This window comes from Sinisalibacter lacisalsi, assembly GCF_014640115.1.
In the GTDB taxonomy this organism is placed as follows: domain Bacteria; phylum Pseudomonadota; class Alphaproteobacteria; order Rhodobacterales; family Rhodobacteraceae; genus Sinisalibacter; species Sinisalibacter lacisalsi.
On record NZ_BMGI01000002.1, the window covers coordinates 592663 to 612472 of the forward strand.

A 19810-nucleotide genomic window follows, 5' to 3' on the forward strand; every position below is an offset into this window, starting at 1 on the left:
TTATCCGTGAAATATGGAAACAGTGATTCCCGACCGTCTCGCCACCCTTGGCCACCCGCAACGGCTTGCCGTGTTTCGGCTGCTCATGCGCCGCCACCCCGACCGCCTGCCGGCGGGCGAGATCGCCGGCGCGCTGGGGCTCAAGCCCAGCACGCTCTCGGCCTATCTCGCGGCGCTGATGCAGGCCGGGCTGGTGCGGCAGGACCGCGCCGGCACATCGCTGCTCTACTCCATCGCCATGACGGAAGTTCAAAACACGCTCGACTACCTGATGCGCGATTGCTGCCGCGCGCGCCCCGAGCTTTGCGCCCCCGTCGCCTCGTCCCGCCCCGGAGAACAAACCGCCATGCCCGACCGCAAATTCAACGTGCTGTTCATCTGCACCGGAAATTCCGCCCGCTCGATCTTCGCCGAATCGATCCTGCGCGATCATGCCGGCGACCGTTTCACCGCCTATTCCGCCGGCACCAAGCCCTCGTCGGAGTTGAACCCCTACGCGCTCGAGGTGCTCAAGGCCAACGGCCACGACATCTCGCTGCTGCGCGCCAAGAACGTGGGCGAGTTCACCGGCCCCGATGCGCCGGCGATGGATTTCGTCTTCACCGTCTGCAACCAGGCCGCCAACGAGGAATGCCCGGCCTGGGAGGGCCAGCCGATCAGCGGCCATTGGGGCATGCCCGACCCGGTGAAGGCCGAGGGCAGCGAGGCCGAGAAACGGCTGGCCTTCCGCGAGGCCTACGGCGGGCTGTTGCGGCGGATCAGCGCCTTCGCCGCCCTGCCGATCGCCGCGCTCGACCGGATCGCGCTGCAGGCCGCCGTCGACGACATCGCCCATCTCGCAAAGGACTGACCCCGGATGACCACCTATGCCCTCAACGGCCTTGGCCGGATCGGAAAACTCGCGCTGAAACCGCTCCTCGAGCGCGGCGCCGAGATCGCCTGGATCAACGACGCGGTGGGCGACCCGGAGATGCACGCGCATCTTCTGGAGTTCGACACGGTGCACGGCCGCTGGCAGGCCGATTTCGCCCATGACGCCGGGAGCGTGACCATCGGTGGCACCCGCCTGCCCTTCATCGGCACGCGCAACCTCGCCGATCTGCCGCTCGACGGCGTCGACGTTGTGATCGACTGCACCGGCGTGTTCAAGACCGAGGCCGCCCTTGCGCCCTATTTCGAAGCCGGGGTGAAGAAGGTGATGGTTTCGGCCCCGGTGAAGGACGGGCCGACCGCCAACATCGTCTACGGCGTGAACGATGACACCTACGACCCGGCGGCGCATGACATCGTCACCGCCGCCTCCTGCACCACCAATTGCCTCGCGCCGGTGGTCAAGGTGATCCACGAGAGCCTCGGCATCCGGCACGGCTCGATCACCACGATCCACGACGTGACCAACACCCAGACCATCGTCGACCGGCCCGCGAAAGACCTGCGCCGCGCCCGCTCGGCGCTGAACTCGCTGATCCCCACCACCACCGGCTCGGCCACCGCGATCACGCTGATCTACCCCGACCTCGCGGGCCGGCTGAACGGCCATGCGGTGCGGGTGCCGCTGCTCAACGCCTCGCTCACCGATTGCGTCTTCGAGGTCGAGCGCGCAACCACGCCCGAGGAGGTCAACGCGCTGTTCGAGGCCGCCGCCGCTGGCCCGCTCAAGGGCATCCTCGGCTACGAGACCCGCCCGCTCGTGTCCGCCGATTACACCAACGACACCCGCTCCTCGATCGTCGACGCGCCCTCCACCATGGTGGTCAACGGCACGCAGGTGAAGGTCTACGCCTGGTATGACAACGAGATGGGCTATGCCCACCGGCTGGTCGACGTGGCGCAGATGGTGGGGGCCTCGGTGTGACCACCCGGCCCGAGGGCCTTTCGGCCTATATCGCGGTCACCGCCGCCTACTGGGCCTTCATGCTCACCGACGGCGCGCTCAGGATGCTGGTGCTCCTGCACTTCCACACGCTGGGCTTTTCGCCGGTGCAACTGGCCTATCTCTTCGTGCTCTACGAGATCGCCGGGATGGTGACGAACCTCTCGGCGGGCTGGATCGCGGCGCGCTTCGGGCTGACCTCAACGCTCTACGCCGGCCTTGCGCTGCAGATCGTCGCCCTGCTCGCCCTCGCCCGGCTCGATCCCGGCTGGGCCATCGGGGTTTCGGTGGCTTTCGTGATGGTGGTGCAGGGCGCCTCGGGGGTGGCCAAGGATCTGGCCAAGATGTCGTCCAAATCGGCGGTGAAACTGCTCGCGCCCACGGCGGATGGCGGGCTGTTTCGCTGGGTCGCGGCGCTGACCGGCTCGAAGAACGCGGTCAAGGGCCTCGGCTTCCTGCTCGGCGCCGCGCTGCTCGCAGGCATCGGCTTCACCTGGTCGGTGCTGGCGATGGCCGCCGGGCTCGCGGTGATCCTCGCAGCCATCGCGCTGGCGATGCCGCCGGGCCTGCCCCGCGGCCGCAAGGGCGCCAAGTTCTCGGAAGTGTTCTCGAAATCGGCCAACGTGAACTGGCTGTCGGTGGCGCGGGTGTTCCTGTTCGGCGCGCGCGACGTTTGGTTCGTCGTCGGCATCCCGGTCTATTTCTACGCCGTGCTCTCGGACGGCAGCGAGGCGGGCAACCGCGCCGCCTTCTTCCTGATCGGCACCTTCATGGCGGGCTGGATCATCCTCTACGGCGCGGTGCAGGCCGCCGCCCCCCGGCTGCTCGGGGCCGCCCGCCGCCCCGAATCCGATCTGATCCGCGCCGCGCGCGGCTGGGCAGCGGCGCTCATCGCCGTGCCCGCCGCCCTCGCGCTCGCGCTCTTCGCCGCCCCCGGTCCGGCGCCTTGGCTGACCGCCACGCTGGTCGCGGGCCTGCTTGCCTTCGGCGCGCTCTTCGCGGTCAATTCCTCGCTGCACTCCTACCTCATCCTCGCCTTCACCCGCGCCGAGCGGGTGACGATGGACGTGGGCTTCTACTACATGGCCAACGCGTTCGGCCGGTTGATCGGCACCCTGCTTTCGGGCCTGACCTACCAGCTCGGCGGGCTGGGCTTGACGCTCACGGTCGCGGCGGCGATGGTCGCGCTCTCGGCCCTCGCGGCGGGCCGGTTGCACGCAGACGAGGACCAAGGCCCGGCATGAGCATCTTCGAACGCTACCTGACGCTCTGGATCGCACTGGCGATGGCCGGCGGCATAATCATCGGCAGCCTTGCGCCGGGGCTGGTAAACGCCATCGCCGCGGCCGAGGTGGCGCGGGTCAACCTCGTGGTGGCGGTGCTGATCTGGGCGATGGTCTACCCGATGATGGTGGCGGTCGACCCGGCCCATATCGGCGGCGCGCTGCGCGAGCCGAAGGGGCTGGCGATCACCCTCGCGGTCAACTGGCTGATCAAGCCCTTCACCATGGCGGCGCTGGCGGTGCTGTTCTTCGAGACCGTCTTCGCCCCCTTCATCTCCCCCGAGGACGCCTCGCAATACATCGCCGGGCTGATCCTGCTCGGCGCCGCGCCCTGCACGGCGATGGTGTTCGTCTGGTCGCAGCTTACGAAGGGCGACGCCAATTACACCCTGCTGCAGGTCTCGGTGAACGACGTGGTGATGGTTTTCGCCTTCGCGCCGATCGTGGCGCTGCTGCTCGGGGTGACCGACATTTCGGTGCCGTGGGAAACGCTGGTGCTCTCGGTCGTGCTGTTCGTGGCGCTGCCGCTCCTGGCCGGGGTCGCCACCCGCCGCTGGCTCGCATCGCCCGCCCGCATCGCCGCGTTCCAGGCCCGGGTGAAGCCGTGGTCGGTGATCGGGCTGATCGCGACGGTGGTGATCCTGTTCGGCCTCCAGGGAAAGGTGATCCTCGACCGGCCCGCCGTGATCGCGCTGATCGCGGTGCCGATCCTGATCCAGTCCTACGGTATCTTCGCGCTGGCCTACCTCGCCGCCTGGGCGCTCAGGGTGCCGCACCGGATCGCCGCGCCCTGCGCGCTGATCGGCACCTCGAACTTCTTCGAACTGGCGGTGGCGGTGGCGATCTCGCTGTTCGGGCTCAATTCGGGCGCGGCGCTGGCCACCGTGGTGGGGGTGCTGGTGGAGGTGCCGGTGATGCTCTCGCTGGTGGCGCTGGCCAACCGCACGCGGGCGCGCTTCGGCTGAGCCGGGCGCGGCGAAATGGGGCCTTGGCAATCATCGCCCGCGCCGCTAAACCCGCGCCGAACGCACTTGGAGCCGGGTGAAACTCCCGGCTGGCTCCTCCGGCCGCCGATCCACCGGATAACCCGACACGCACACCAATGACCAAGACCGCGATGCGCCGTCGCGGCCCCGGGAACCGCTTTCATGATCACACCCGCCCAATACCGCCGCCAGTGGACGAGCAACATCCGCGGCGATCTGCTCTCCGGCCTCGTCGTCGCCCTCGCGCTGATCCCCGAAGCGATCGCCTTCTCGATCATAGCCGGGGTTGATCCGAAGGTCGGGCTCTATGCCTCGTTCTCGATCGCGGTGATCATCGCCATCACCGGCGGCCGGCCGGGAATGATCTCGGCCGCCACCGCCGCCACGGCGGTGCTGATGGTCACGCTGGTCAAGGACCACGGGCTGCAATACCTGCTCGCCGCCACCGTGCTGGCGGGGCTGTTGCAGATCGGCGCGGGGCTTCTGAAGCTCGGCCGGGTGATGCGCTTCGTCTCGCGCTCGGTGATGACCGGCTTCGTCAACGCGCTGGCGATCCTGATCTTCATCGCGCAACTGCCCGAGCTCGATCCGCGCAACGTGCCGATGCTCACCTACGTGCTGGTCGCCGCGGGGCTGGCGATCATCTACCTGTTTCCGCGCCTCACCACCGCCGTGCCCTCGCCGCTGGTCACCATCATCGTGCTGACCGGGCTTGCCGTGGTGCTCGGGCTCGACGTGCGCACCGTGGGTGACATGGGCGCCCTGCCCGACACTCTGCCGGTTTTCCTGATCCCCGACATCCCGCTCAATTTCGAGACCCTGCAGATCATCTTCCCCTATTCCGTCGCCGTCGCCATCGTCGGCCTGCTCGAAAGCCTGATGACCCAGCAGATCGTCGACGACCTGACCGACACCACCTCGGACCGCAACCAGGAGTGCATCGGCCAGGGAATCGCCAACACCGCCACCGGCTTCATCGGCGGCATGGCGGGCTGCGCGATGATCGGCCAGTCGATCATCAACGTCAAATCCGGTGGCCGCGGGCGGCTTTCGTCCTTCGCCGCCGGGATCTACCTTCTGGCGATGGTGGTGCTGATCGGCGATATCGTGGCGATGATCCCGATGGCGGCGCTGGTGGCGATCATGATCATGGTCTCGATCGGCACCTTCTCGTGGTCGTCGATCCGCAACCTGCGCGACCATCCGCGCTCGTCGTCGATCGTGATGCTGGCGACGGTGTTCTTCGTGATCTACACCCATAACCTCGCGATCGGCGTGCTGGTCGGCGTGCTGCTCTCGGGGCTGTTCTTCGCCTGGAAGATCGCGCAGCTTTTCCGGGTGCGCAGCGAGATCACGCCCGATGGCAGCCACCGCACCTATCACGTCGAGGGCCAGCTGTTCTTCGCCTCGTCGGAAGACTTCATGAAGGCTTTCGACTTCAAGGAAGCGCCCGAAAAGGTCACCATCGACGTGAGCCGCGCGCATATCTGGGACATTTCTTCGGTTGCCGCGCTCGACATGGCCCTGCTCAAGTTCCGCCGGGAGGGGGCCGAAGTCGAGATCATCGGCCTCAACGCGGCGTCCGAAACCATCGTCGACCGGCTTGCCGTCCATGACAAGCCCGGCGCGATGGACACGCTGATGGGCCATTGAGGGAGACAGACCCATGCTGACAAACACGCTCATCGCGCTCGTCGACGGCTCGGCCTATGCCGAAAGCGTCTGCCACCACAGCGCCTGGATCGCCCGGCGCACCGGCTCGAAGGTCAAGCTCTACCACGTGATGGGGCGGCGCGACGGGCCCGAGAAGCAGGACCTGTCGGGCGCGATCCGGCTCGGCGCCCGCACCCGGCTGCTCGAACAGCTCTCCGAAGTGGACGCCGCCCGCGCCAGGCTCGCCCATGAACATGGCCGCGCGATCCTCGAAGACGCCAAGGCCATCGTCGCGAGCGGCGGCGACGTCGAGGTGGAAACCCGCCTGCGCCAGGGCGACCTGGTCGAGACCATCACCGAGAAGGAAGACCAGGGCGACATGATCGTGGTCGGCAAGCGCGGCGAGGCGGCGGGGCTGGCGTCGGAACATCTCGGCTCCAACCTCGAACGCATCGTGCGCGCCAGCCACAAGCCGGTGTTCATCGCCAACCGCGCCTTCAAGCCGATCGAACGCGTGCTGCTGGCCTTCGACGGCGGCCCCTCGGCAATGAAGGCGGTCGACTACGTCGCCGATTGCAAGCTGTTCGGCGGGCTGGAGGTGTCGCTCGTCTTCGCCGGCGCCGAAACGCCCGAACTGCGCGCCGCGCTCGACAAGGCCTCGGCCCGGCTCGGCGCGGCGGGCTTCACGCCCGAGATCATCCTGCGCCCCGGCGAGCCGGAGAAGGTGCTGGCCCAGATCACCACGCTCGGCGCGCATGACCTGCTGGTGATGGGCGCCTATGGCCACTCGCGGGTGCGCCACCTGATCATCGGCTCGACCACCACCGCGCTGATCCGGTCCTGCCCGGTGCCGGTGCTGATCATGCGCTGAGGCGCACCGCGCGCGCGGCCCCCTTGCGCCTGCCGGCGGCTTCGGGCAGTCATGTGCGGTCGAAACGCGAAACCGGGAGGCCGCAGGATGGACGTGCGCGTGAAATGGGTCGAAGATCGCACCTTCGTGGGCGAGGCGGAAGCCGGGCACAAGATCGTTTTCGGCGCCGCGTCCGAGGCCGGGCCGAAGCCGGGCCCGAGCCCGATGGAACTGGTGCTGATCGGCACCGGCGGCTGCGCTGCGTATGACGTGGTGCACATTCTCGAAAAGGGCCGCGAGCCGGTGGAAAGCGTCGAGGTCGAACTCGACGCCGACCGCGCCGAGACCGATCCCAAGGTGTTCACCCGCATCCACATGCGTTTCATCGTCAAGGGCCGGGGCCTGAGCGCCGGCAAGGCCGAACGCGCCGTGAGCCTCTCGGTGGAGAAATACTGCTCGGCCTCGGCGATGATGGCGGCCACCGCCACGCTGACCCACGAGGTCGAGGTGGTCGACACCGCCGCGAGCTGAACGGTTTCGCCCCGCTGACGCGGGCCGATCCACACGGGGGCTCTGCCGTCGTGCCGGAGGCACGCCTTCGGCGAGACACCCCCAAGGTATTTTGGCCAGGATCAAGCGGCAACCCGCACTCCCGGCTTGGAGTTTCCCATGGACAACCTGCGCGGCGCGCTCTTGATGGTTCTTGCGATGGCCGGGTTCGCCATCGAGGACGCTTTCGTCAAGGCGATCACCGCCCGCGTGCCGATGGGCCAGGTGCTGGTCTACCTCGGCGCGGGCGGCGGGCTGGCCTTCGCGATGCTCGCCAGCCGGGCCGGCTATTGTTGGCGCTCGCGCGCGTTCTTCACGCCGGTGGTGATGCTGCGCAACGCCGGCGAGATCGTCGGCACCACCGCCTTCGTCACCGCGCTGACGCTGATCCCGCTGTCGCTCGCCTCGGCGCTGTTGCAGGCGATGCCGCTGTTCGTGACGCTGGGGGCGATCGTGTTCATGCGGGTGCAGGTGGGTTGGCGGCGCTGGGCGGCGCTGGCGGTGGGGCTGATCGGCGTGCTGATCATCCTGCGCCCCGGCTTCGAGGGTTTCCGCCCCGAGGCGCTGTTCGGCCTGCTCGCGGCGCTCGGGCTGGCGACGCGCGATCTCGCCACCCGGGCCTGCCCGCGCGAGGTGCACCCGCTCCAGCTTTCGGCCTGGGGCTTCTTCATGCTGGTGCCGATCGGCGCCGGCCTGCTCGCGCTTTCCGGCGGCGCGGTGCGCCCGAGCCCGGTCGAGGGCGGGATGATCCTCGGCGCGCTGGCGCTCGGAATGGTTGGCTACTACGCCCTGACCCGGGCGATGCAGACCGGCGAGATCGCCTTCGTCACGCCGTTTCGCTACACGCGCCTGGTGTTCGGCCTCGCCATCGGCTGGACGCTGTTCGGCGACCCGCTCGACGCTCCGATGCTGGTCGGGGCCGCCATCGTCGTCGGCGCCGGGCTCTACACGCTGATCCGCGAGCGCCGGCTGATGCGGCGCCCCACCGCGGTGCCGCCACCCACCGCGATCTGAGCCCGTTTTTGCCGCGCCGCGGCGCGACGTCCCTTCCCTCGCGGGCCTGCGCGCGGTATGACCGCGCCTGAACGCACCTCAGACAGGACCAGCGCCATGAGCACCATCATCGACCTTTTCGCCCGCGAGATTCTCGACAGCCGCGGCAACCCCACGGTGGAAGTCGACGTGATCCTCGAAGACGGCACCGAGGGCCGCGCCGCCGTACCCTCGGGCGCCTCCACCGGTGTGCACGAAGCGCATGAAAAGCGCGACGGCGACAAGAGCCGCTACGGCGGCAAGGGCGTGCTCGAGGCGGTGGCCTCGGTCAACGGCGAGATCGCCGAGGCGCTGGTCGGCTTCGACGCCACCGAGCAGGAGGCGATCGACGCGGCGATGATCGAACTCGACGGCACCGCCAACAAGGCCCGGCTCGGTGCCAATGCCATCCTCGGCGTGAGCCTCGCGGTGGCCAAGGCGGCGGCGGAATTTTCCTCGCTGCCGCTCTACCGCTACGTCGGCGGCTCGGCGGCGCGGGTTCTGCCGGTGCCGATGATGAACATCATCAACGGCGGCGAACATGCCGACAACCCGATCGACATCCAGGAATTCATGATCATGCCGGTGAGCGCGGACAACATCCGCGACGCGGTGCGGATGGGCGCGGAAGTGTTCCACACGCTGAAGAAGGAGCTTTCGGCGGCGGGCCTGAACACCGGTATCGGCGACGAGGGCGGCTTCGCGCCCAACCTCAGCTCCGCCCGCGAGGCGCTCGATTTCATCCTCAAGAGCATCGAGAAGGCCGGCTACAAGCCCGGCGAAGATATCTTCCTCGCGCTGGATGCCGCCTCCACCGAGTATTACCGCGATGGCAAATACGATATGAAGGGCGAGGGCCTGTCGCTCTCGTCGGACGAGAACGTGGCCTACCTGCAGGCGCTGGTGAACGACTACCCGATCCTCTCGATCGAAGACGGCATGGCCGAGGACGACTGGGACGGCTGGTCGACGCTGACGGAAGTACTGGGCGACCGGGTACAACTCGTCGGCGACGATCTGTTCGTCACCAACCCCGAGCGGCTGGCGCGCGGGATCGAGGATGGCGTGGCCAACTCGATGCTGGTGAAGGTCAACCAGATCGGCACGCTGAGCGAGACCCTGCGTGCCGTCGAGATGGCCCACCGCGCGCGCTACACCAACGTGATGAGCCACCGCTCGGGCGAGACCGAGGACGCCACCATCGCCGACCTCGCGGTGGCGACGAACTGCGGCCAGATCAAGACCGGCTCGCTCAGCCGCTCCGACCGGCTGGCGAAATACAACCAGCTGATCCGGATCGAGGAAATGCTCGGCGAGACGGCGATCTACGCCGGGCGGTCGATCCTGAAATGAGCCGGCGGGAGGGGGGGGGGAAGGAGAATGGAAATGGTCGTATGACAGTGTACATTGTCGGCGGTTCGAACTCTCTTCACAAGGAGGGGTGGATCAGCCGGTTTCGAGACCTCGAACCCAATTTCATCAACTTATCGGTTGGAGCTACGACCTCAATCACCGGATTATTCAGAGCGATCACCACAGACGATCTCGGTGCTAGCGATGTAATTGTCTGGGAATATGCTCTAAACGAGATAAACCACATCCACCGGGGGCTTCAGGCAAATACACTGCTGTGCCACATTGAGCATTTCGCTCGGTGGGCGCGAGCCCGAAACGTAGCTTTCGCGCCCGCTATCTTCACACCGAGAAGATTAGAACAAGATACGAAACGTGCACCATATTATTTACGCCTCCAAGAACTCTTCGACCATTATGGGCTGGAGGCATTTGATATGTCAGCCGAGTACAGGGCCGCGCTAGGAGTGCACACGTTACCGAAGAACGTGTTCAGAGACGGTGCACACTACGCACATAGCAGGGAAGTGCTAGACTTCATTTCACAAGGCGTATTCAGGGCAGTAACTGCAGCGCGCGTACCCGCCCCAGTTGAACCTAAGATAACAAACGGCCAAGATTTGCAGCTTATAACAGGATTCGCCGAGGAAGTTTTTTCAAACAGCGCAATGCGTGTGCCGTATTCGCGGCCTTCGATACGAGTTATGCTGCCGGAACGCTCGACAGTCACCGCGATTACGTTCCTTTCATCACCGCGCGAAGACGCATTTGAACTGATTGTTCCTCATTACTCGGGCAGTGCAAGAATGCCAGTTTCGGCTACGCACAAAAACAAAGCATTCCCTGCACTCCTTAAAACCGTGATCGTACCGCAGGAAGGAATAAGTTCGATGACGCCATCTCCCGGCAAGCCCGTTCGGATCGAAAACTGGAGTGGCGATGGGCGCCTATATGCAGCCCATGGATGCAAAAGAAAGCAGTCCGAATCTCGCGCTCAATCACAAGCACGGATCGCAGGAATTTTTGTCATAAAAAGAGCACGTTGGGCGCGGATTGCCCGCGCCCGAAAGGCGGTTCTAAGGCGACTTCCCCAACTAAACTTGCGGTCTACTTAAGTCCCCACCGCTGCGCGCGGGCGGTTGCGCCGGGCGGGGCACGGGCCTAAAACCGATGCCATGACCAACGTGCTCGACAGGATCAAGGCCTACAAGCTCGACGACGTGGCGGCGCGCAAGGCCGCCCGACCGCTGAGCGATGTGGAGGCCGACGCCCGCGCCACCAGCCCGGTGCGCGGCTTTGCCCGTGCGCTCGAAGCGGCCACGCAGACCGGCTATGGCCTGATCGCCGAGATCAAGAAGGCAAGCCCCTCGAAGGGGCTGATCCGCGCCGATTTCGACCCGCCGGCGCTGGCGCGCGCCTATGAGGCCGGGGGCGCGACCTGCCTCTCGGTGCTGACCGATACGCCCAGCTTCCAGGGCGCCGACGATTTCCTCGTCGCCGCGCGCGAAGCCACCGCGCTGCCGGCGCTGCGCAAGGATTTTCTCTACGATCCCTGGCAGGTGGCCGAGGCGCGCGCGCTTGGCGCCGATTGCATCCTGATCATCATGGCCAGCGTTTCCGACGCGCAGGCCGCCGAGCTGGAAGACGCCGCCTTCGGCTGGGGCATGGACGTGCTCGTCGAGGTGCACGACGCCGAGGAACTGGAGCGCGCCACCCGGCTGCGCGCGCCGCTCCTGGGCATCAACAACCGCAACCTCAAGACCTTCGAGGTCACGCTCGACACCACCCGCGCGCTGGCGAAACGCGCGCCGGCCGACCGGCTGCTGGTGTGCGAATCGGGGCTCTTCACGCCCTCCGACCTCGCCGACATGGCCGCCGTGGGCGCGCGCGCTTTCCTGATCGGCGAGAGCCTGATGCGGCAGGACGATGTCGCGGCCGCCACCCGCGCGATCCTCGCCGACCCGGTGCTGCCATGACCGACAAGCTCACCCATTTCGACGCCGCCGGACAGGCGCACATGGTGGATGTCTCGCAAAAGGCGGTGACCGCGCGCGAGGCGGTGGCCGAGGCACGGGTGATCATGACGCCGGAGACGCTGGCGCTGGTCGAGGCGGGCAGCGCGAAAAAGGGCGACGTGCTCGGCGTGGCACGGCTTGCCGGGATCATGGGCGCGAAGAAGACCGCCGACCTCATCCCGCTGTGCCATCCGCTGCCGATCACCAAGGTCGCGCTCGAGCTCGAACCCGACGCGGGCCTGCCCGGTGTGCGGATCACCGCCACGGTCAGAACCTCGGGCCAGACCGGCGTCGAGATGGAGGCGCTCACCGCCGTCACCACCGCCGCCCTCACCGTCTACGACATGCTCAAGGCGGCCGAGAAGGGCATGCGCATCGAGGGTGTGCGGCTGCTGGCGAAATCGGGCGGCAAATCGGGGGATTTTCGCGCCGAATGATCACCGTATCCCAGGCCCTCGACCACCTCTTCACCCTCGCCCGGCCGCTGGGCACGGAACGCGTGGCGCTGGCGGAGGCGGCCGGGCGGGTGCTGGCCGAGCCGGTGGTGGCGGCGCGCAACCAGCCGCCCTTCGCGGCGGCGGCGATGGACGGCTATGCGCTGAAGGGCGTCGAGGCCGACCCTGAGGCGATGTTCAAGGTGATCGGCGAGAGCCGGGCGGGCGCGCGCTTTGATGGCGCGGTGGGCCCCGGGCAGGCGGTGCGCATCTTCACCGGCGCGCCGGTGCCGGTGGGTGCCGACCGGGTGATCATCCAGGAAGACGTGACCCGCGAGGGCGACCTGATCACGCTCGCGCGCGCGCTCGACCGCGGGCCCTACGTGCGCCCCGCCGGCACCGATTTCACCATCGGCGACCGGGTCGAGGCGCCGCGCGTGCTGGGCCCGCGCGACCTGGCCCTGATCGCGGCGATGAACGCGGGCGACGTGGTGGTGATGCGGCGCCCCGAGGTGGCCCTGATCGCCACCGGCGATGAGTTGGTGATGCCCGGCGAGGAGCCGGGGCCGGACCAGATCATCGCCTCGAACGGGTTCGGGCTGAAGGCGATGATCGAGGCCGCCGGCGGCCGGGCGCGGCTGCTGCCGATCGCGCGCGACAGCGCCGAGAGCCTGCGCGCCGCCTTCGAGCTGGCCGAGGGCGCTGACCTCGTGGTGACGATCGGCGGCGCCTCGGTGGGCGATCACGATATGGTCGCCCCGGTGGCCGCCGAACTGGGCATGGAGCAGAGCTTCTACAAGGTCGCGATGCGCCCCGGCAAGCCGCTGATGGCCGGGCGGATGGGCGATGCGGCCATGGTCGGGCTGCCGGGAAACCCTGTGTCTTCGCTGGTTTGCGGCACCATCTTCATCCTGCCGATGATCCGCGCCATGCTCGGCCTTGGCGCCGCCCCAGCCCCCCGACGCCCCGCCGTGCTGGCCGAAGACCTGCCCGAGAACGGCCCGCGCGAGCACTACATGCGCGCGGCGCTCGACGGCGAGACGATCCGACCTTTGCCGCGCCAGGACAGCTCGCTCCTGACCATCCTGCACCGCGCCGACGCGCTGCTGGTGCGCCCCGCGGGCGACGGTCCGCGCAAGGCGGGCGACACCGTGGACTTCGTCGCGATTTGACCCGAAGCGTTGACACGAAACGGGAACGCGGGTAGAACATTACCTGAACCGCAGCGCATGGCCCGTTCCGGCGCGGCGCCATACTGACCGGCTGCCCGGCGGCAGCTGGCCGCAGAAAAACAAGGGGCGAGCACATGCTGACGCGCAAGCAACTGGACCTTCTCGATTTCATCAACAAGCGCCTCGCGCGCGACGGCGTGCCGCCCTCGTTCGACGAGATGAAGGAGGCGCTGGACCTGCGCTCGAAATCGGGCATCCACCGGCTGATCACCGCGCTGGAAGAGCGCGGCTTCATCCGCCGGTTGCCCCACCGCGCCCGCGCGATCGAAATCGTCAAACTGCCCGATGCGCTCGACCCCTCCGGCAAGGCCGGGTTCGAACCACGGGTGATCGACGGTGACCGGCCCGACCGCACCCCGGCGGGCGCGATGGCGCTGGGCCAGGCCGACGCGCTGGAACTGCCGCTGCTCGGCCGTATCGCCGCCGGCACGCCGATCGAGGCGATCACCGATGGCGCCGAGCACGTCGCGGTGCCCGGCGCGATGGTGGCCGGCGCCGGCAAGCATTACGCGCTGGAGGTCAAGGGCGAGTCGATGATCGACGCCGGGATCAACTCGGGCGACGTGGTGATCATTCGCGAAACCTCCGTTGCCGACAACGGCGATATCGTCGTCGCGCAGGTCGAGGGCTACGAGGCGACGCTGAAACGCTACCGCAAGTCGGGCGACATGGTGATGCTGGAAGCCGCCAACCCGGCCTTCGAAACCCGGCTCCTGCGCGAGGACCAGGTCGAGGTGCAGGGCAAGCTCGTGGGCCTGATCCGCACCTACTGAGGCCGGCCCTGGCCGCACGGGGCGCGGATTTCGTACGAAATCCGATCACGTTTTCCGTACGGAAAACGTTCCGAAATCCGCAGCGGATTTCGCCCCCTCCCCGCGCTCAGCGCACGGTCCAGGGCCTGCGCCCGCCGGTCTCGGCCACGCTCTCCACCCGCAGCCCCGCCGCGCCGGGATAGAGCGCGAGCGCCCCGGTGGCCTGCAACGCCGCCTCGTCGTAGAGCGTGCAGCCCGGCGGCACCGCCTCCGCCGTCATCGACAGCACCACCACGTCGGCCCGGGCACAGGCCGCCGCGAGCCGCTCGCGGGCGCCGCGGCCGGTGAGATGCACGAGCCTGCGTCCGCCCAGATCGGCCTCCCGCGCCCCGGCCTCGCCGTCGAAACCGCGGCGGGCATGGGCGATGTCCTGCGTCACCGGGTCGCCGTCGTTCTCGAGCCAGACCCGGGCGGCGAAACCGTCGCCCCTCGGCTTCGACAAGGCCCGCCCCTCCGGCGTCATCACCCCCACCAGCCCGCCGCTGGCGGTGACCAGCACCGCCGGCCGGTCGGCCTCGACCCACAGCGCCAGCGCCACGGCCACCGGCACCGCCCCGGCCAGCCGCCAACGTCCGGCGAGAAGCACCGCCACGAGCCCGCCCAGCGTGACCAGCGGCAGCACCGCCGCGCCGGGGCTCGGCACATGGCCCACCGCGCCCTCGAGCCCGGTGACGAAGCGCGCCACCGCGAGGATCCACATGATCGGGTATTGCATCAGGTCGAGCGCGATCCAGCCCAGCCCGAGGGGCGCGAGCAGCGCCGCCAGCACCGCGAGCGGCATCACCAGCGTGCCCATCACCGGCACCGCGGCGAGGTTCGCCAGCAACCCGTAATGCGACACGATGTTGAAATGCGCCGCGGCGAAGGGCGCGGTGGCGATCCCGGCCACGGACGAGGCGATCACCACCGAGATCGGCCCGCGCAGCAGCCGCGGCGGGTTCCACGCCGGCCAGTCGCGCAAGGCACCGAACACCGCCACCAGCGCCGTCGTCGCCGCGAAGGACATCTGGAAGCCCGGCTCGGTGAGCGATTCCGGCTGCACCAGCAGGATCGCCAGTGCCGCCACCGCCACCGCCCTGAGGGTGAGCGCGCGCCGGTCCATCAGCACCGCGCCGAACATCACCGCCACCATGATGAAGGCGCGCTCGGTGGCGACGTTGCCGCCCGAGAGCGCGAGGTAGAACGCGCCCGCCTGCAACGCCACCACCGCGGCCACTTTTCGGATCGCCACCCGGTCGGCCAGCCCCGGCACCAGCGCCAGCGCGTAGCGCAGGGCGGCGAAGACGAAGCCGGTGAGCAGCCCCATGTGCAGCCCGGAGATCGCCAGCAGGTGGGCGAGGTTGGCGCCCCTGAGCGCGTCGACGGTATCACGGTCCATCGCCGAGCGGTCGCCGGTGGTGATCGCGGTGGCGAAGGTGCCCGCCTCGTTCGGAAGCACCTCCAGCACCCAGGCCGAGATCCGCGCCCGCAGCCGCGACACCAGCACCTCGCCGCGCCCCTCGGGCGGGGCGAGCAGCAGCGCCGGCGCGCGGGTGTAGCCCACCGCGCCGATCCGGTCGAACCAGGCCATGCGGCGAAAGTCGAAGCCGCCGGGCTCCACCGGCCCCTCGGGGCCGGAGAGGAAGGCGGTCATCGCCACCCGCTGCCCCGGTTCGGGATCGAGAAAGCCCTGCCGGCCGTGCAGCGAGACCCGCACCCGCTCGGGCGTGCGCGCCGGCGCAACGCGGTCGAGCCGCACCCGGTCAAGGGTGAGCCGCGTGGCCTCGGAGGCGGAGCGGTCCACCTTCACCACCCGCCCCTCGACGGCGCCGTAATAGCGAAAGTCCAGCACCGGGGCGCGCACGATTTCGCTGCGCAAGCCCGCCACCATCAGCCCCGCCAGCACCGCCGCCACGCCCATGGCGAGGAACGAAAGCCCGGCGTAGCGGCTGCGCCGGAAGTGCCAGCCGAGCGCGGCGAAACCGGTGGCGCAGAGACCGACCAGAACCCAGGCCAGCGCGCCCGGCTCCTCCGACAGGCTGAAATAGCTGCCCACCCCCAGCCCGAGGCAAACGGGCGCGAACAGCAGGAGCCGCCCCGAAAGCCGCTCCAGGCGACCGGACAGGCGGGCCAGCGGGGTCACCCTTGTTCTCTCCCTCGTGAGCGACTAGACCTCGCGAAGCTAGCTCAATCATGGTTTCCAAAAGGTTAACGCGCGCATGGCTGATACCCCTGTCGTCACCCGTTTCGCCCCGTCGCCCACGGGCTACCTGCACATCGGCGGCGCCCGCACCGCGTTGTTCAACTGGCTCTACGCGCGCGGCCGGGGCGGCCGGTTCCTGCTGCGCATCGAAGACACCGACCGCGCCCGCTCCACGCCGGAGGCGACGGCGGCGATCCTGCACGGGATGGAGTGGCTCGGGCTGGATCACGACGGCCCGATCGTCAGCCAGTTCGAACGCGCCGAACGCCATGCCGAGGTGGCGCAGGAGATGCTGGCGCGCGGCCATGCCTACAAGTGTTTCGCCACGCAGGACGAGATCGCCGCCTTCCGCGAGCAGGCCCGGGCCGAAGGGCGCTCGACGCTGTTCCAGTCGCCCTGGCGCGACGCGGACCCGGCGAGCCACCCCGACGCGCCCTTCGTGATCCGCCTCAAGGCCCCGCGCACGGGCGAGACGGTGATCGACGACCAGGTGCAGGGCCGCGTGGTGATCGGCAACGACCAGCTCGACGACATGATCTGTTTACGTTCGGATGGTAGCCCCACCTACATGCTCGCCGTCGTCGTCGATGATCATGACATGGGCGTCACCCACGTGATCCGGGGCGATGACCATCTCAACAATGCCGCCCGGCAGATGCAGGTTTATGCCGCGATGGGTTGGGATGTGCCGGTTTTCGCCCATATCCCGCTGATCCACGGCCCCGACGGCAAGAAGCTCTCCAAGCGGCACGGCGCGCTCGGTGTGGAGGAATACCGCGCCATGGGCTACCCGGCGGCGGCGATGCGCAACTACCTCGCCCGCCTCGGCTGGAGCCACGGCGACGACGAGGTGTTTTCCGACGAGCAGGCGCTGGCGTGGTTCGATCTCGACGGCATCGGCAAGGGGGCGGCGCGGTTCGACTTCAAGAAGCTCGATCATATTTCCGGCCAGCACATCGCCGCGATGGACGACGCGGCACTCATTGCGCAGCTGCAGGATTACCTTGACGCGGTCGGGGGCCGGCCGCTTTCGGCGCCCGAGGCGCGCGCCGTCGCCAAGGCCATGCCGATCCTCAAGCCGGGTGCGAAGACCTTGCCGCAAATCCTTGACAAGGCGCGATTCCTTCTCGTGTCCCGCCCGATCGAGAAAGACGAGAAAGCGGCGGCGGCGCTCGATGATGTATCCCGTAGTATACTGACTCAATTGACGCCGCAGTTGCAAAATGCTAGCTGGGATCGCGACACGCTGGAAACCGTTCTGAACGGCTTCGCCGAAGCGCAAGGCACGAAGTTCGGCAAGCTTGCCGCGCCGCTGCGCGCCGCCCTCGCGGGACGGGCCGTCACCCCCAGCGTTTTCGACATGATGTTGCTCCTCGGGCGCGATGAAAGCATCGCCCGCCTCGAGGAAGCCGCCGTATAACCCGCCCTGCCCCCGTTCGGGACGGGCCACCAGAGAAAGGGACGCGCATGCCAGAACAGACGGGAACCGCGAAGCTAAGTTTCGCCGGCAAGGAACTCGAGCTGCCGATGTATTCGCCCACGGTCGGCCCCGACGTGATCGACATCGCCACGCTCTATGGCCGGGGTGGCGTGTTCACCCACGACCCGGGCTTTACCTCCACCTCGTCGTGCGAAAGCGCGATCACCTATATCGACGGTGACGCGGGCGAACTGCTCTATCGCGGCTACCCGATCGACCAGCTGGCGGAAAAATCGCATTTCCTCGAGGTCTGCTTCCTCCTGCTCTACGGCCACCTGCCGACGGCGCAGGAAGCGGAAGACTTCGAGAACCGGGTGACCCGCCACACCATGGTGCACGAGCAGATGACGAAGTTCTTCTCGGGCTTCCGCCGCGACGCGCACCCGATGGCGATCATCACCGGGGTGATGGGGGCGATGTCGGCCTTCTACCACGACAGCCTCGACATCAACGACCCGTGGCAGCGCGAAGTGGCCGCGATCCGGATGATCGCCAAGATCCCGACGATCGCCGCGATGGCCTACAAGTATTCGATCGGCCAGCCCTTCGTCTATCCGAAGAACTCGCTCGATTACGCCTCGAACTTCCTGCACATGTGCTTCGCGGTGCCGGCGGAGGAATACGAGGTGAACCCGATCCTGAGCCGCGCGATGGACCGGATCTTCACCCTGCACGCCGACCACGAGCAGAACGCCTCCACCTCCACCGTGCGCCTCGCCGGCTCTTCCGGGGCCAATCCCTTCGCCTGCGTCGCCGCCGGGATCGCCTGCCTCTGGGGCCCCGCCCACGGCGGCGCCAACCAGGCCTGCCTCGAGATGCTGAAGGAGATCGGCACCGTCGACCGCATCCCCGAGTTCATCGAGCGCGCCAAGGACAAGGAAGATCCGTTCCGCCTGATGGGCTTCGGCCACCGCGTCTACAAGAACTTCGACCCGCGCGCGAAGGTGATGAAGGAATCGGCCGACGAGGTGCTCAGCCTGCTCGGGATCGAGGAAAACCCGACGCTGCAGGTGGCCAAGGAGCTTGAGCGCATCGCGCTGGAAGACCCCTATTTCGTCGAGAAGAAGCTCTACCCGAACGTCGATTTCTACTCCGGCATCATCCTCGAGGCGATGGGCTTTCCGACCTCGATGTTCACCCCGATCTTCGCGCTCTCGCGCACCGTGGGCTGGATTTCGCAGTGGAAAGAGATGCTGGGCGACCCGAACCAGAAGATCGGCCGCCCGCGCCAGCTCTACACCGGCGAGACCCGCCGCGACTACGTCGACGTCGAAGACCGCTGAGGCGCCCCGCCTTCACATGCGCGCGAGCCGTCCCCCCGGGGGCGGCTCGCTTGCGTTTTGCCCCTTCCCCGGGTCGTCCATGCGCCCCATATTGAGGCAATGCTGAAGCTCACGCCCATATTGCTCGCGGTGCTCTACGCGGTGGTGATGTATCGTTTCTCGGCCTGGCGGCTGGGAAGCGAGCTTGATTCCAGGTCGACGGAACTGGCCGACCCGAAGCTCAAGGGCCTGACCGACCGGCTTGCCCGGGCGCTCGACCTCGAACGCATCCGCGTGCATATCTACGAGATCGAGCCGGTGAACGGCCTCGCCGCGCCGGACGGGCGTATCTTCATCACCCGCGGCTTCTACCAGCAATACCGCGAGGGCCGGGTGTCGGCCGAAGAGATGGCGAGCGTGATCGCGCACGAGCTCGGTCACGTCGCTTTGGGCCATGCCCGGCGGCGGATGATTGACTTTTCCGGCCAGAACGCCCTGCGCACCGCGCTCGGCATGGTGCTCTCGCGTTTCCTGCCGGGGGCGGGCATCTACATCGCCGGTCTCGTCGCCAGCCTGCTCGCCGCCCGGCTGTCGCGCGGCGACGAATACGAGGCCGACGCCTATGCCGCCGCGCTGCTGACCAAGGCGGGGATCGGAACCGATCCGCAGAAATCGCTGTTCCTGAAGCTCGACCAGCTCACCGCGGCGCGCGCCGGCGCGATGCCGGCGTGGTTCATGAGCCACCCCAAGGCCGAGGAGCGCATCGCCGCGATCGAGGCCAACGAGGCGAAATGGAAGGTGGAGTGAAGCGCCG

Annotated in this window: 18 protein-coding genes and 1 other annotated feature; of the genes, 17 read left to right on the forward strand and 1 reads right to left on the reverse strand. The window is 68.0% G+C overall.

What is annotated here, in order from left to right:
- The first annotated feature begins 13 nt into the window (after window positions 1-13).
- From IEW01_RS08740 to lexA, 14 genes are all read left to right on the forward strand, one after another.
- The gene (locus IEW01_RS08740; RefSeq protein WP_188527224.1) at window positions 14-850 is read left to right on the forward strand and encodes an arsenate reductase/protein-tyrosine-phosphatase family protein; all 837 of its coding nucleotides are present in this window, start codon (window positions 14-16) and stop codon (window positions 848-850) included.
- Between the two features lie 6 nt (window positions 851-856).
- The gene (locus IEW01_RS08745) at window positions 857-1855 is read left to right on the forward strand and encodes an ArsJ-associated glyceraldehyde-3-phosphate dehydrogenase (protein WP_188527225.1); all 999 of its coding nucleotides are present in this window, start codon (window positions 857-859) and stop codon (window positions 1853-1855) included.
- The gene (gene arsJ, locus IEW01_RS08750) at window positions 1852-3117 is read left to right on the forward strand and encodes an organoarsenical effux MFS transporter ArsJ (protein WP_188527226.1); all 1266 of its coding nucleotides are present in this window, start codon (window positions 1852-1854) and stop codon (window positions 3115-3117) included. The genes IEW01_RS08745 and arsJ overlap by 4 nt, the downstream gene beginning before the upstream one ends.
- Window positions 3114-4121: an ACR3 family arsenite efflux transporter gene (gene arsB, locus IEW01_RS08755; RefSeq protein WP_188527227.1), complete on the forward strand. Its 1008-nt coding sequence runs from the start codon at window positions 3114-3116 to the stop codon at window positions 4119-4121. Before arsJ ends, arsB begins: the two co-directional genes overlap by 4 nt.
- Before the next feature lie 65 nt (window positions 4122-4186).
- Window positions 4187-4244: a sequence feature (sul1 is cis-regulatory element that is thought to sense ions involved in sulfur or methionine metabolism; They are found in Alphaproteobacteria), on the forward strand.
- A 60-nt stretch (window positions 4245-4304) separates the two neighbouring features.
- Complete coding sequence (locus tag IEW01_RS08760; RefSeq protein WP_188527228.1) at window positions 4305-5795, forward strand: SulP family inorganic anion transporter; 1491 nt, start codon at window positions 4305-4307, stop codon at window positions 5793-5795.
- Window positions 5796-5808: 13 nt separating this feature from the next.
- The gene (locus tag IEW01_RS08765; protein ID WP_188527229.1) at window positions 5809-6666 is read left to right on the forward strand and encodes a universal stress protein; all 858 of its coding nucleotides are present in this window, start codon (window positions 5809-5811) and stop codon (window positions 6664-6666) included.
- 87 nt (window positions 6667-6753) lie between these two features.
- Window positions 6754-7176: an OsmC family protein gene (locus IEW01_RS08770; RefSeq protein ID WP_188527230.1), complete on the forward strand. Its 423-nt coding sequence runs from the start codon at window positions 6754-6756 to the stop codon at window positions 7174-7176.
- A 138-nt stretch (window positions 7177-7314) separates the two neighbouring features.
- Window positions 7315-8208: a DMT family transporter gene (locus tag IEW01_RS08775; RefSeq protein ID WP_188527231.1), complete on the forward strand. Its 894-nt coding sequence runs from the start codon at window positions 7315-7317 to the stop codon at window positions 8206-8208.
- Between the two features lie 96 nt (window positions 8209-8304).
- The gene (eno, locus tag IEW01_RS08780; RefSeq protein WP_188527232.1) at window positions 8305-9579 is read left to right on the forward strand and encodes a phosphopyruvate hydratase; all 1275 of its coding nucleotides are present in this window, start codon (window positions 8305-8307) and stop codon (window positions 9577-9579) included.
- A 41-nt stretch (window positions 9580-9620) separates the two neighbouring features.
- Window positions 9621-10694 (forward strand): hypothetical protein, encoded by a 1074-nt coding sequence (locus IEW01_RS08785; RefSeq protein ID WP_188527233.1) that lies wholly within the window; start codon window positions 9621-9623, stop codon window positions 10692-10694.
- A gap of 60 nt (window positions 10695-10754) precedes the next feature.
- Entirely contained in the window at window positions 10755-11555 is an 801-nt protein-coding gene (gene trpC / locus IEW01_RS08790) for an indole-3-glycerol phosphate synthase TrpC (RefSeq protein ID WP_188527234.1), read from the forward strand.
- The gene (moaC, locus tag IEW01_RS08795; RefSeq protein ID WP_188527235.1) at window positions 11552-12031 is read left to right on the forward strand and encodes a cyclic pyranopterin monophosphate synthase MoaC; all 480 of its coding nucleotides are present in this window, start codon (window positions 11552-11554) and stop codon (window positions 12029-12031) included. The genes trpC and moaC overlap by 4 nt, the downstream gene beginning before the upstream one ends.
- Window positions 12028-13200: a molybdopterin molybdotransferase MoeA gene (locus IEW01_RS08800; RefSeq protein ID WP_188527236.1), complete on the forward strand. Its 1173-nt coding sequence runs from the start codon at window positions 12028-12030 to the stop codon at window positions 13198-13200. Before moaC ends, IEW01_RS08800 begins: the two co-directional genes overlap by 4 nt.
- Before the next feature lie 134 nt (window positions 13201-13334).
- Window positions 13335-14033 carry a transcriptional repressor LexA gene (lexA, locus tag IEW01_RS08805; RefSeq protein WP_188527237.1) on the forward strand — a complete coding sequence of 233 codons (699 nt, stop codon included), beginning with the start codon at window positions 13335-13337 and terminating at the stop codon, window positions 14031-14033.
- 106 nt (window positions 14034-14139) lie between these two features.
- On the opposite strand, the gene IEW01_RS08810 is transcribed toward lexA, so the two are convergent.
- Window positions 14140-16194 (reverse strand): ComEC/Rec2 family competence protein, encoded by a 2055-nt coding sequence (locus tag IEW01_RS08810; RefSeq protein ID WP_188527238.1) that lies wholly within the window; start codon window positions 16192-16194, stop codon window positions 14140-14142.
- Window positions 16195-16270: 76 nt separating this feature from the next.
- On the opposite strand from IEW01_RS08810, the gene gltX reads away from it, so the two are divergent.
- From gltX to IEW01_RS08825, 3 genes are all read left to right on the forward strand, one after another.
- Window positions 16271-17674 (forward strand): glutamate--tRNA ligase, encoded by a 1404-nt coding sequence (gene gltX / locus IEW01_RS08815; protein WP_188527239.1) that lies wholly within the window; start codon window positions 16271-16273, stop codon window positions 17672-17674.
- A gap of 47 nt (window positions 17675-17721) precedes the next feature.
- Window positions 17722-19017: a citrate synthase gene (gene gltA / locus IEW01_RS08820; RefSeq protein WP_188527240.1), complete on the forward strand. Its 1296-nt coding sequence runs from the start codon at window positions 17722-17724 to the stop codon at window positions 19015-19017.
- A gap of 99 nt (window positions 19018-19116) precedes the next feature.
- The gene (locus IEW01_RS08825; RefSeq protein WP_188527241.1) at window positions 19117-19803 is read left to right on the forward strand and encodes a M48 family metalloprotease; all 687 of its coding nucleotides are present in this window, start codon (window positions 19117-19119) and stop codon (window positions 19801-19803) included.
- Window positions 19804-19810: the final 7 nt, after the last annotated feature.

Excerpts from the sequence above, each read along its gene's own strand:
- IEW01_RS08800 (WP_188527236.1), top strand. The coding sequence starts at position 12,028 with ATGATCACCGTATCCCAGGCCCTCGACCACCTCTTCACCCTCGCCCGG.
- gltX (WP_188527239.1), top strand. The coding sequence starts at position 16,271 with ATGGCTGATACCCCTGTCGTCACCCGTTTCGCCCCGTCGCCCACGGGC.
- eno (WP_188527232.1), top strand. The coding sequence starts at position 8,305 with ATGAGCACCATCATCGACCTTTTCGCCCGCGAGATTCTCGACAGCCGC.
- IEW01_RS08825 (WP_188527241.1), top strand. The coding sequence starts at position 19,117 with ATGCTGAAGCTCACGCCCATATTGCTCGCGGTGCTCTACGCGGTGGTG.
- moaC (WP_188527235.1), top strand. The coding sequence starts at position 11,552 with ATGACCGACAAGCTCACCCATTTCGACGCCGCCGGACAGGCGCACATG.
- IEW01_RS08760 (WP_188527228.1), top strand. The coding sequence starts at position 4,305 with ATGATCACACCCGCCCAATACCGCCGCCAGTGGACGAGCAACATCCGC.
- trpC (WP_188527234.1), top strand. The coding sequence starts at position 10,755 with ATGACCAACGTGCTCGACAGGATCAAGGCCTACAAGCTCGACGACGTG.
- gltA (WP_188527240.1), top strand. The coding sequence starts at position 17,722 with ATGCCAGAACAGACGGGAACCGCGAAGCTAAGTTTCGCCGGCAAGGAA.
- IEW01_RS08765 (WP_188527229.1), top strand. The coding sequence starts at position 5,809 with ATGCTGACAAACACGCTCATCGCGCTCGTCGACGGCTCGGCCTATGCC.
- arsB (WP_188527227.1), top strand. The coding sequence starts at position 3,114 with ATGAGCATCTTCGAACGCTACCTGACGCTCTGGATCGCACTGGCGATG.
- IEW01_RS08775 (WP_188527231.1), top strand. The coding sequence starts at position 7,315 with ATGGACAACCTGCGCGGCGCGCTCTTGATGGTTCTTGCGATGGCCGGG.
- IEW01_RS08740 (WP_188527224.1), top strand. The coding sequence starts at position 14 with ATGGAAACAGTGATTCCCGACCGTCTCGCCACCCTTGGCCACCCGCAA.
- IEW01_RS08770 (WP_188527230.1), top strand. The coding sequence starts at position 6,754 with ATGGACGTGCGCGTGAAATGGGTCGAAGATCGCACCTTCGTGGGCGAG.
- IEW01_RS08785 (WP_188527233.1), top strand. The coding sequence starts at position 9,621 with ATGACAGTGTACATTGTCGGCGGTTCGAACTCTCTTCACAAGGAGGGG.
- lexA (WP_188527237.1), top strand. The coding sequence starts at position 13,335 with ATGCTGACGCGCAAGCAACTGGACCTTCTCGATTTCATCAACAAGCGC.
- IEW01_RS08745 (WP_188527225.1), top strand. The coding sequence starts at position 857 with ATGACCACCTATGCCCTCAACGGCCTTGGCCGGATCGGAAAACTCGCG.